We start from the raw sequence: 11,761 nt of genomic DNA on the forward strand, positions 1-11,761 counted from the left end.
TTGTATTTTGATTTATTATTTGAACTATTTCTGTTTATTTTTATAAAAGGATATTAATATTAGTTACAAAATATAGTAAAATTTTATCATATATTAATTTAGGGGGACATTATGGTAAAAATATTAATAGTTGAGGATAATAATAAACTAAGAAAATTAATTGATGTATATCTAAGTCATAATGGCTATAAAACTTATAATGCAACAGATGGACTTGAAGCATTAAATATAATAAATAACAGCATGATAGATTTAGTAATATGTGATATTATGATGCCTAATATGGATGGTTTTGAACTTATAGAGGAATTACGAGAAATATATAGTAATTTACCAATACTCATAGTTACAGCAAAAGAAGCTAAGGAAGATAAAATATTAGGATTCAAACTAGGCATTGATGACTATATGGTAAAGCCTATAGATTTAGAAGAATTATTAATGAGAGTAAAAGCTTTACTTAGAAGGGCAAATATAAATAATGAACATAAATTAACTATAGGAGATGTTGTCCTTGATTATGATAAGTTGACAGTTACAAGGGGAGATGAACAAATAGAACTTCCACAAAAGGAATTTTATTTATTATATAAGTTACTTAGTTATCCTAATAAGATATTTACACGAATTCAATTAATGGACGAGATATGGGGAATGGATGTAAAAAGTGATGAGCAAACAGTAAATGTTCATATAAGTAGATTAAGAGAAAAATTTTCGCATTATAATGAATTTGATATAGTGACAGTAAGAGGGCTTGGCTATAAGGCGGTAAAAGAAAATGATTAATTGTTCTAGAAGGTTAAGAAATACTATAAAATTTAAGTTTTTAGTAGCTCTTATTATATCTATTATAATAGGGAATATACTATCTTTTCTTATAGTAGCTCCCTACATAGATGAAAAAATAGAAGAAGTATTATTCAATAGATATGAAATAATAATTTCTGAAGTAACAAAATCTAAAAACTATAAAGAAAAATTAGATAACTTAATAAAGATATATGATGGGCTAGGGTATAGATTAACTATAAATAGAGATATAGATGAATTAAATCTAACAGAAGCTCAGAAAGACAAGCTTATTGAAGAAGGGAAACTAATATATTTAGTAACTAGAAGACCTCGAGCAAAAGTCATAGGAAAAATTAATAATGATTATATTACAGTAGAATTAAAGCATTATTCAGAAATAGAACACATTATAATTGGGGTAAATAAAATAGGATTATTTATTAATATATTGATTTGTTCAATTATAACAAGCTTAGTAATAAGAAGGATGACAAAACCAATTGAAAAGTTAGCAGAGGCAACAAGTGAAATATCTTCTGGTAATTTTGATGTAAATATTGATATTAAAAGCAATGATGAAGTAGGTATGCTTGTTGAAAAATTTAATTCTATGGCTAAGGAGTTAAAGAATATAGAATATATGCAAAGTGATTTTATAAATAATGTATCTCATGAATTTAAAACACCAATAGCAGCTATAGGAGGATTTGCAACTATACTTAAAAATACCAAGCTATCAGAAGAGGAAAGGATAGAGTATTTAAATATTATAACTGACGAAGTTAATAGATTATCAGAATTATCATCTAATATATTAACACTTTCAAAGCTTGATAATATAGATAACTTTAAAGACAATAAAAAGTTTTTCTTAGACGAGCAGATTAGAAAAACTATTATACTTCTAGAAAAAGAATGGACTCACAAAAATATATCCTTTGATTTAGATTTGCAGAGTATGTCCTATTATGGAAAAGAAGAGTACTTAATGCAGTTATGGATAAACATAATTAATAATGCTATAAAGTTTTCAGAGGAAAATAGTGAAATTCATATACATTGTTATAAAAACTCAGAATATGCATTTGTAAAAATAAAAGATTATGGTTGTGGAATGAATGAAGAGACTAAAATGAGAGTGTTTCATAAATTTTTTCAAGGGGATAGTTCTAGAAAAAGTGAAGGCTATGGATTAGGATTATCTATTTGCAAAAGGATAATTGATATATCAAAAGGTGAAATACACATAGATAGTGAATTAGGAAAGTATACTGAAATATTAGTAAGTTTACCTTATGAGTAATTTTTATTTAAAAGAATGTGATAATTAAGAAAATAAAAAACTAAAATAAGCCATGAATTTAAATAAAAAAATATAACTTTTAGCTATTAGAGAATGTTATGTTAACTTCAGATAAGATTTAATTCTTTATCTGGAGTTTTTTATAAAAATTAAGATTAAATTTTGGTGAATTTATGAAGGATGATTTAGTTTTTATATTAAAAAAATGTTTATTGTATTTAAGTTTTAAATAAAGAAAAATAAGTTGAATTTTCAAAGGAATTAGGTAAAAAATATATTAATTATTAAATTTTTATGGATCAATGTTTATATAATAATTCTAAATTAAAGATAATTTACTAAATATACAAGATAAAGAAATTAATTATTTATAATTGAAAATATTATATAAATAACCTTTTTAGAATTATTTAATATTATATATTTTAATGGTTATATTGAAATAAGTGCAATTAATAAAATTAGAATTATACATAATAAATAAATGGTATTATTCCTTATATAAGTTATTGTTTTTGAGTTAAAGAAATGTTAACAAATGGATAAAGTGATTTGGTAAATTATTATTAATATAAATAAAAATATATTATTTTAGCGTTTTTTAGTTTATTTTAATGATAAAAATAATTTATTAAGAATTATTTTTAAATTATTTTAAAAATAATAAATTTGTGATTTAGTGTTAAAAAAAGTATTCTATTGGTAAGATAAAAATAAGTTTTAAGGGGGCGATTTTATGTCGGTATTGATAAGCAAAAATAAAATAATATAGCTTTTATTTTAACAGTAAGTTAAAAGCAATAATATTGAATTAATAAAAATTTATTAAAAATATGTAAGTATATAGAAAACTTGGTGATAGTACAAATGTAATAAATTTTTTATGTTGTATTGTAATATTATTTTTTAGAATAGTTTTAGGTGTAATATCAGACTAGTTAAATAAATAAGTCTGAATTAAAAATTACCCTCTATGTAAACGTTAACTTTAAGGAGAGAGAATAATTAATATTTAATATTTTAGTTGATTAGACTTAGGGTTATTTTTAATATGAAAGTTATAATTATTAATTTTAATTAATATAAGCTTTTTGAAACTTGTTTATAAATTTTATATTACAAATTAAAGTAGGAGGTATATAATGGTAGGAATTATTCTTGCAAGTCATGGAGAGTTTGCTAAAGGAATTTTACAATCAGCTACAATGATTTTTGGAGAACAGGAGAATGTACAAGCGGTTACATTGATGCCTAGTGAAGGACCAGATGATATTAAAGCAAAAATGAAAGAAGCAGTTGCATCCTTCGACAATCAAGATGAAGTTTTATTTTTAGTTGATCTCTGGGGAGGAACACCATTTAATCAAGCAGATAGTCTAGTCGAAGAATATAAAGATAAGTGGGCAATAGTAGCTGGTATGAATCTACCAATGGTTATTGAAGCTTATGCTTCTCGTTTTTCAATGGAATCAGCACAAGAAATTGCCACTAATATTATAAAAACATCTAGAGAAGGAGTTAAAGCTAAGCCAGAATCATTAGAACCTGTAGATTCAAATAAATCTTCTATAGATTCTATTCAACAATCTAATGTAGGTGTACCAGGATCCTTTGAATATGTTTTAGCTCGTATTGATTCACGTTTACTTCATGGACAAGTAGCAACTGCTTGGACAAAAGCTGTGAAGCCAACAAGAATTATTGTTGTATCAGATGATGTAGCTAAAGATGAACTTCGTAAAAAATTAATTCAACAAGCAGCTCCTCCAGGAGTTAAAGCTCATACTGTTCCAGTTAGCCAAATGATTAAACTTTCAAAAGATGATAAACATTTCGGTGGACAACGTGCATTACTTCTTTTTGAAAATCCAGAAGATTTACTTAGAGCAGTAGAAGGAGGAGTCCCTATAAAAACAATTAATGTTGGTTCTATGGCACATTCTCCAGGTAAAGTTCAACCAAATAAAGTACTTGCTTTCAATCAAGAAAATATTAATACTTTTAATAAACTTAAAGAAAATGGATTGGATTTTGATGTTCGTAAGGTTCCAAGTGATTCAAAGGGAAATATGGATGAAATTCTAAAAAAGGCACAAGAGGAATTAAATAAATTAAAATAATAAATTAAGTAAGGGAGGGTTAATAGTGGATTTAAATATAATTCAAATAATATTAGTTATTATTATTGCATTTTTAGCTGGCGTAGGAGGTATTCTAGATGAATTCCAATTCCAACAACCTTTAGTTGCGTGTACTTTAATCGGATTAGTTACAGGAAATTTAATGCCATGTTTAATCTTAGGTGGTAGTCTTCAAATGATTGCCTTAGGTTGGGCAAATATAGGTGCTGCTGTAGCACCTGATGCAGCCTTAGCATCTGTTGCAGCCGCTATTATTCTAGTTCTTAGTGGAGAAGGAAAAGCAGGGGTTTCTTCATCAATTGCTATAGCAATTCCACTAGCAGTTGCAGGATTATTACTAACAATTATTTGTCGTACAATCGCTACAGCATTTGCACATTTTATGGATGCTGCCGCTAAAGAAGGAAATATAAGAAAAGTTGAAATGTGGCATATTATTGCTATTTGTATGCAAGGTGTACGTATAGCTCTTCCAGCTGCATTAATATTAGTAATAGGTGCTGGACCTATTCGTACATTACTTACTTCAATGCCAGCTTGGTTAACAGATGGTTTAGCAATAGGTGGTGGAATGGTTGTTGCTGTTGGTTATGCAATGGTAATTAATATGATGGCGACTAAAGAAGTATGGCCATTCTTTGCAATTGGTTTTGTACTAGCGACTATTCCTCAACTTACACTTATAGGATTAGGAATAATTGGTGTATCTTTAGCTTTTATTTATTTAGCACTTACTAAAAAGGGTGGTTCAGGTAATGGTGGATCAAATATGGGAGATCCAATAGGCGATATTATTGACAAATATTAAGAAGGGGGATAAAAGGAAAATGAAAAAAGATTTAAAACTAACAAAAAAAGATCGTCTTTCTATTTGGTGGCGTTCATTTTTCATTCAAGGATCTTGGAACTATGAAAGAATGCAAAATGGTGGTTGGGCATTTTCATTAATTCCTGCAATTAAAAAATTATATAAAACTAAAGAAGATAGAGCAGCTGCATTAACAAGACATTTAGAGTTTTTTAATACGCACCCATATGTAGCATCACCTATTATTGGGGTGACATTAGCATTAGAAGAAGAGCGTGCAAATGGAGCTCCTGTAGATGATGTAACTATTCAGGGAGTTAAAGTTGGTATGATGGGGCCTTTAGCAGGTATCGGAGATCCTGTTTTTTGGTTCACTGTTAGACCTATATTAGGAGCATTAGGTGCTTCGCTTGCTATGAGTGGTAGTATATTAGGACCAATTATATTTTTCTTAGGTTGGAATATTGTTCGTATGGCATTTACTTGGTATACACAAGAATTTGGTTACAAAGCAGGTTCCCGTATTACAGAAGACTTATCAGGTAATTTATTACAAGATATTACAAAAGGAGCATCTATACTTGGTATGTTTATCTTAGGTGCATTAGTTAATAGATGGGTATCTATTAAATTTACACCAGTAGTATCATCTGTGCAGTTAAGTAAAGGTGCTTATATTGATTGGAGTAGTCTTCCTGCTGGAGCAAATGGTATTAAGGAAGCTTTATTACAACAAGCAGCTGGATTATCATTAACTCCTGATAAAGTTACAACTTTACAAAATAATTTAGATTCATTGATTCCTGGACTTGCAGGATTGGTATTAACATTTATTTGTATGTGGTTACTTAAAAAGAAAGTATCTCCAATTGTTATTATTCTTTCTTTATTTGTAATTGGTATAGTTGCACATTTGATAGGATTAATGTAATATTTTTTATCCGATAGCTAGAGGCTGTAATATTCTTTAGAAAAGAGGTGAAATGTATGGTTCAATCACTTAATACAAAAGTTGATTTAGTAGTTGATGGGACATCTTTTGTTGGACTTTCAGATTATGGGAAAATAATGATTGGTGATAAAGGATTTGAATTTTATAATTCTAATAATTATCAGAAATTCATTCAAATTCCTTGGGAAGAGGTAGATTATATTATTGCATCAGTAATGTTAAAAGGAAAGTGGATTCCACGATATGCAATAAAAACTAAAAAGAATGGTACTTATTCTTTTTCTTCTAAAGAACCAAAACAAGTACTTCGTACTATTAGAAAATATGTTGATCCTAATCATATGGTTAAGTCTTTAAGTTTTTTTGATGTTGTCAAACGAACAGCAAAATCTGTGATTAAGAATAATTAATTAGTAGAAAATATTAAAGGCGTTAGTGTTGTAAGTTATATATGAAGTACTCCCTTTAAGGTAGGCAGGATAAAAAAGAACTGTTAGAATTTACTTTAAGGGGAGTATTTTTATGTTTAAAAAATATAAATTAATAATCTTTTCTAATTTTGATCTTTTATATTTGTTCTATTTTTTATAAATATTTCTATAAACCACAATTATTTATTATTTAAATAATAAAATTTAGATAATTTAAATTTTATTATCAATCAATATTAAAAATTTAAAAAGGAACTTAAATAAAAATTTCAGGTTCCTTCCTTTCAGTATATTTCTTAGCAAAGGACTTTTCTGCAATGGAAAGCATTAATTTATTTAATTTTCTTGTATGAGTAGGGCATATTTTAACACATCGCATACAAGAAATACAAAGGTTTTTGTTTGTTCTATGAGGAGTATCATTAGAAATTGCATTTACAGGGCAGTTTTCAACGCATTTAAGACATTTAATGCATTTTTTTGTCCCTTGAGGTTTCAATGGAATACCATTGTATTCTTTATAGGGAAAGTTACCTTTTACAGTTATTAAGGGAAGGTCATTTACATTAGTGATATTTTGAATTTTCCTCAAAGCTTTTTTTGAAAAGTTTTCTATCTCTTTTAGGTCATTTCTATCAGGTCTTCCTTGCGCTACAGAGTGCATAATAGAATGCTTTGTAATAAAGGCAGCGGCACCTACTAAGAAAAATCCATTTTCCTCTACAATATTTTTTAGTTCTAGGAGTGCATCATCATAGTCTCTATTTCCATAAGTCACAACAAGTAGTGTTGGAGTAGCATTACCTTTAATATTTTTTATACGTTTAACAGCAGGTTTAGGAATTCTACCTCCATAAACAGGAACTCCAAAGATTACGAGTTCATTATTAGAAAATTTAATATTTTTAGTGATGGTAGAAGGTGGAGTAATATCAATTTCATTTAATGGTAAGGGAAAGTCTTTTCCTATTAATGAAAGAATATTTTTAGTTGATTTTGTAGGACTAAAAAATACAGTAGAAATTTTTTTTATATCCATGTTATTTTCTCCTTAATTAATTCGAGTTTTCTAAATTTAATTACTATAATAAATATACAAATAGAAATAGTTAGTATGCATTATTTTTGAACATATTTTGCAAATACTTTTAAATAAAGTAGTGAATACTTGATGATAGTAAAAATAAATATTAAAATTAATTTGTAAATTTACTTTGATAAATTCATAAGAAAAATACAAATTGATAATTAAAGATTATTTTGTCTGGTGATTAGTGTCTGTAATATCAAAGTTTCTTATAAAATAGGGATAAATAGACATAGGTCACAAGATAAAGAATACTAAAATCCAACTAGAGGTAAAACTCTATATGAATTAAGCTTTAATTTATATGAAGAACATGATGGAGGTGTCAGTTGCAATAAGTCTGTAAGGCATATAGATTTTATGGATAGCAATGTAAAAGATGAAAGTAAGAGTACCAAATTATTTTAATGAATTTAAGTGTATAGCTTCAGAGTGCGAGGATACATGTTGTGCTGGATGGAGTATTGTTATTGATGAGGAAAGTAATAATCGTTATAAAAAGGTAAATGGTGACTTTGGAGAAATTTTAAGAAGTAAAATAGTTAAGGATGAAGATGGAAATAATATTTTTCTTCTAAATAAAGGAAATTGTTCTTTTTTAAATGAGAAAAAACTTTGTGATATATATGCTGAGCTTGGAGAAGATTATCTTTGTTATACATGTAAGCAATATCCAAGATATACTGAGGAATTCTTGGATTTAAGAGAAGTAGGAATTTCTTTATCTTGCCCAGAAGCTGCAAGAATAATTTTAAGGTCAAATAAAAAAGTTATTTTTGAATTAAGTGAAAATGAGGAAGAAGCTGATTTAGAGAGTGACATTAGTGAAGATGTTCTTTCTGATTTTTTAGGGTGTAGAGATATTGTTCTTAATATTATAGAACGTAAAGAACTAGATTTAGAAAGTAAATGTGCCATAGCACTTAAATTTGTTAAGGAAATTCAAAATAAAATAGATTTAGGTGATATGGATGAAATAAAGGATGTCATAGAAGAATATAAGGAAGAAAATTTATTAAAGGAAATTATAAAAGAATTAGTTGAATATAAAGGAAAGAAAAGCCTTAAGTATAATAATATATATGGATATTTTAATGTGTATAAGGATATAAAGCATATTAATTCTAATGACCCATTAGGTCTAGATAATGCATTAAAGTATTTTAAGGATAAGGAAGAACTTTATTTTACTAAATCAAAAGAATTCAATGAATATTATAAGGATAACTTATATAAATTCGAGAATATATTAAATTACTTTATATTTAGATACTTTATGAAAGCTATTTTTGATTATGATATGTCAGCAAAAATGAAACTAGCAATAATTAGTACTTTAATGATTAGGGAATTAGTATTAGTAAAATGGATAGAAGAGGGACAATTAACTGAAGAGGATATGGTTAATATAAGTCATATGTATTCTAAGGATATTGAACATTCAGAAGAAAATATAGAAGATTTACAAGAAATTTTTGAAACTAAAGATATATTTGAAGTTGATGAAATAATAACTGTATTAATGAATAACTAATTGTAAATTTAAAAATAGATAATTATTTTATAATATTACTTATTTTGAAAATATGCTTTAATATATTAAGCAATATAATTTAATTCCTGTAACTTAAGTTACAGGAATTTTATTTAGAATTAATTATAATAATATACATAAGAAGTAATTAAAATAAACTAAGACTTAATTTAGATAAAGATTAGAAAAACATAGTTAATTATAAATAATAAATAGTAGGAGGAAGAAAATATGACAGCAGTTGAAGTAATGATGGGAGAACATAGAAATATTGAGCCTATGCTTGAGGTAGTTAGAAGAGCTTGTTTTCAAATATTAGAAGGAAAAGATGTAAATTACGATGATTTTGCTTTAATAATAGAATACATAAGAGAATATGCTGATGCATATCACCACAGAAAAGAAGAGGTAATGCTTTTTAATAGAATGGTAGAACATTTAGGAGTATTAGGTGAAAAAACTATAAAATATGGAATGTTAGTTGAACATGATTTAGGAAGAATGTATATAAATAATCTTGAAGAAGCTCTTAAGAACTTAAAAGCAGGAAATGAAGAAGCTAAATTAGATGTTATTGCTAATGCGATTTCTTATACTGACCTATTAAAGAGACATATAAATAAAGAAGATAATGTTATATATAAATTTGCTTTAAGAGAATTAGATGAGAGTGTTATAAACACTATAAATGAAGAATTTGTTGTTTATGAAGAAGAAAATAAAGCTACAAGAGAAAAATATTTAAAAATATTAAAACAGTTAGAAGATAAATATATTAAGTAAATTAGAGCATTTTTAGATGATTTGCGTAAATATAGATAAAACTAAAAATTTTTAGCGAGCAATAGTTTTTATTGGAATAATACTGGAATATTAAAAATTCCAGTATTATTTTTTTTCTAAAAGATTAAAGGTAAATATTTTTTACCTTTTTATAATAAGTAAAAATTTACTTATTATATTATTTAAATATAGAAAATTCTAAGAATAGTGATTAGTAAAAAAATAGATCTAAATTTAGAGATAGTTGCTCATTATAAATATTTTATAATCTTGGCAGGATTTCCTCCAACTACTACATTATTTGGAACATCTTTTACAACTACAGCACCAGCCGCAACAACTACATTATCTCCAATGGTTACCCCAGGTGTTATAACTGAACTCCCACCAAGCCAAACATTATTTCCAATAGTTACTGGCTTACCAAATTCTAATCCTGATATTCTTAATTCTGAATCTAATGGATGAGTTGCAGTATATATACAAACTTTTGGGGCCATCATACAATTGTTTCCTATTGTTACTTTACAAACATCTAATATAACACAATCATAATTTGCAAAGAAATTTTCTCCTACATAAATGTTGTATCCATAGTCACAATGAAAAGTAGGCTTTATACAAAAATTTTCACCTGTTTTACCAAATAAGTTTTTTAATATTTCATTTCTATTTATATCTGTAGAATTATTAAATTCATGAAGAATATTTTGAGCCCATTCATGTTCTTTCTGTAATTGATAATCTGAAGCATAATAAAGTTCACCTGCTAACATTTTTTCTTTTTCAGTTTTTAGGTATTCTGTTTTTTTATTCATTATAAATCACATCCTAACTAAATTATAAAGTTAGTTTATATTTTACATTATATTGATTTATTTTACTATTATACAATATTTTAGTTTTTATTTTTTAGATAATTTTTATATATTGATAAATTTATATAATTTTCTTGTATTTCATGGATTTTAGATGATATTTTTTTGAGTAGGTAACATGATTGAACTAAATTAATATTTATTAACAAAGGAATTTTAATTTTAATATTATAAACTAATAGCAATATATTTAGGTTTAATTATGGCTAGAAGTAAGAAAAAATATAAATCGAAGAAAAGTTTAAAAAAAGATAGGAATAATGAAAAAAGTAAAAATGATATAAATAACAATAACAATGATAGTAATTATAGTAATTATAGTAGTGGCAATAAAACTAGTAACAACAATGATAGTAATAATAAGAGTGGTAATAAAACTAGTAATAACAATAGTAGTAATAATAGTAATAATAGTAATAATAGTAATAATACTGGAATAAGTGAAGCTGATTTAAAAAGTTTAGATTTATTAAATATTGAGAAATATGCAATGTTATTAATTTTTTATAGTGATTATCTTTCTTATATTACTACTATAGAAGCTATTGATTTAATTTCCAATAGAGCAGAAAAAAGTGCTCAAGAACAGCAGGAATTGACTATTAAAATAGATGAGCAAGTTGTTTTATCAGTAAGATTAACTATGATTGCTAGATTAATGTTTCTTAAAGTAGCACTTGCAAGATTTGATACTGTTTATAATCAAAAGCTTAATGGTGAATTTCCTTATTCTCTTGAAGCAAATGAACTTGTAAATAAATCACTTACATTAAAATTAGTAGGAGATGCATATTCATTACAAGCTGCTTTAGAATTTTTAAGAAGAGATGGAGCTTCATTTTTTGGTCTTTAAATTGATTACATTAAATTACTTATTTAAAATAAATTCCATAATTAAACTTAATATACTAGAATTATTATATTATTTTTACAATGCTGTAAATTTTATTGACAAAAGGAAAGTTATTAAATAGCATAGAAGTAGAGAATAAAGAGATTATTGGAGGTGGTATTATTTATGGACCCGTATCTGAGTAGAAGCTTTGGAA

General features: G+C 26.1%; 11 protein-coding genes. 9 read left to right on the plus strand and 2 right to left on the minus strand.

The window, feature by feature from the left end:
- The first annotated feature begins 111 nt into the window (after positions 1-111).
- The 6 genes from ARA19_RS08160 to ARA19_RS08185 all read left to right on the plus strand — a co-directional run bounded on the left by ARA19_RS08160 (position 112) and on the right by ARA19_RS08185 (position 6,409).
- Complete coding sequence (locus ARA19_RS08160; RefSeq protein WP_055070482.1) at positions 112-789, plus strand: response regulator transcription factor; 678 nt, start codon at positions 112-114, stop codon at positions 787-789.
- Entirely contained in the window at positions 782-2,098 is a 1,317-nt protein-coding gene (locus ARA19_RS08165; protein WP_055070483.1) for a sensor histidine kinase, read from the plus strand. Before ARA19_RS08160 ends, ARA19_RS08165 begins: the two co-directional genes overlap by 8 nt.
- A 1,142-nt stretch (positions 2,099-3,240) precedes the next feature.
- Positions 3,241-4,218 carry a mannose/fructose/sorbose PTS transporter subunit IIA gene (locus tag ARA19_RS08170; protein ID WP_055070484.1) on the plus strand — a complete coding sequence of 326 codons (978 nt, stop codon included), beginning with the start codon at positions 3,241-3,243 and terminating at the stop codon, positions 4,216-4,218.
- A gap of 25 nt (positions 4,219-4,243) precedes the next feature.
- Positions 4,244-5,047 carry a PTS mannose/fructose/sorbose transporter subunit IIC gene (locus ARA19_RS08175; RefSeq protein ID WP_055070485.1) on the plus strand — a complete coding sequence of 268 codons (804 nt, stop codon included), beginning with the start codon at positions 4,244-4,246 and terminating at the stop codon, positions 5,045-5,047.
- A 19-nt stretch (positions 5,048-5,066) separates the two neighbouring features.
- Positions 5,067-5,978: a PTS system mannose/fructose/sorbose family transporter subunit IID gene (locus tag ARA19_RS08180; RefSeq protein WP_055070486.1), complete on the plus strand. Its 912-nt coding sequence runs from the start codon at positions 5,067-5,069 to the stop codon at positions 5,976-5,978.
- A gap of 56 nt (positions 5,979-6,034) precedes the next feature.
- Positions 6,035-6,409: a DUF956 family protein gene (locus ARA19_RS08185; protein ID WP_055070487.1), complete on the plus strand. Its 375-nt coding sequence runs from the start codon at positions 6,035-6,037 to the stop codon at positions 6,407-6,409.
- A 277-nt stretch (positions 6,410-6,686) separates the two neighbouring features.
- Here the strand turns inward: ARA19_RS08185 and ARA19_RS08190 are convergent, their stop codons facing one another.
- Positions 6,687-7,469, minus strand: a complete 783-nt coding sequence (locus ARA19_RS08190) for an EFR1 family ferrodoxin (protein WP_055070488.1) — start codon at positions 7,467-7,469, stop codon at positions 6,687-6,689.
- Positions 7,470-7,896: 427 nt separating this feature from the next.
- Between ARA19_RS08190 and fliB the strand changes: the two genes are divergently transcribed.
- Positions 7,897-9,051, plus strand: a complete 1,155-nt coding sequence (fliB, locus tag ARA19_RS08195) for a flagellin lysine-N-methylase (protein WP_055070489.1) — start codon at positions 7,897-7,899, stop codon at positions 9,049-9,051.
- Between the two features lie 231 nt (positions 9,052-9,282).
- Positions 9,283-9,834, plus strand: coding sequence for a hemerythrin domain-containing protein (locus ARA19_RS08200; protein ID WP_055070490.1), 552 nt, complete (start codon positions 9,283-9,285; stop codon positions 9,832-9,834).
- 251 nt (positions 9,835-10,085) lie between these two features.
- On the opposite strand, the gene ARA19_RS08205 is transcribed toward ARA19_RS08200, so the two are convergent.
- The gene (locus ARA19_RS08205; protein ID WP_055070491.1) at positions 10,086-10,652 is read right to left on the minus strand and encodes a maltose acetyltransferase domain-containing protein; all 567 of its coding nucleotides are present in this window, start codon (positions 10,650-10,652) and stop codon (positions 10,086-10,088) included.
- 262 nt (positions 10,653-10,914) lie between these two features.
- On the opposite strand from ARA19_RS08205, the gene ARA19_RS08210 reads away from it, so the two are divergent.
- Complete coding sequence (locus tag ARA19_RS08210; protein ID WP_055070492.1) at positions 10,915-11,565, plus strand: hypothetical protein; 651 nt, start codon at positions 10,915-10,917, stop codon at positions 11,563-11,565.
- Positions 11,566-11,761 lie beyond the last annotated feature (196 nt).

The organism is Clostridium massiliamazoniense, from assembly GCF_001403635.1.
Lineage (GTDB): Bacteria > Bacillota > Clostridia > Clostridiales > Clostridiaceae > Sarcina > Sarcina massiliamazoniense.

Coding starts and splice junctions, on each gene's coding strand:
- ARA19_RS08200 (WP_055070490.1), top strand. CDS start 9,283: ATGACAGCAGTTGAAGTAATGATGGGAGAACATAGAAATATTGAGCCT.
- ARA19_RS08160 (WP_055070482.1), top strand. CDS start 112: ATGGTAAAAATATTAATAGTTGAGGATAATAATAAACTAAGAAAATTA.
- ARA19_RS08185 (WP_055070487.1), top strand. CDS start 6,035: ATGGTTCAATCACTTAATACAAAAGTTGATTTAGTAGTTGATGGGACA.
- ARA19_RS08210 (WP_055070492.1), top strand. CDS start 10,915: ATGGCTAGAAGTAAGAAAAAATATAAATCGAAGAAAAGTTTAAAAAAA.
- ARA19_RS08165 (WP_055070483.1), top strand. CDS start 782: ATGATTAATTGTTCTAGAAGGTTAAGAAATACTATAAAATTTAAGTTT.
- fliB (WP_055070489.1), top strand. CDS start 7,897: ATGAAAGTAAGAGTACCAAATTATTTTAATGAATTTAAGTGTATAGCT.
- ARA19_RS08190 (WP_055070488.1), bottom strand. CDS start 7,469: ATGGATATAAAAAAAATTTCTACTGTATTTTTTAGTCCTACAAAATCA.
- ARA19_RS08205 (WP_055070491.1), bottom strand. CDS start 10,652: ATGAATAAAAAAACAGAATACCTAAAAACTGAAAAAGAAAAAATGTTA.
- ARA19_RS08170 (WP_055070484.1), top strand. CDS start 3,241: ATGGTAGGAATTATTCTTGCAAGTCATGGAGAGTTTGCTAAAGGAATT.
- ARA19_RS08180 (WP_055070486.1), top strand. CDS start 5,067: ATGAAAAAAGATTTAAAACTAACAAAAAAAGATCGTCTTTCTATTTGG.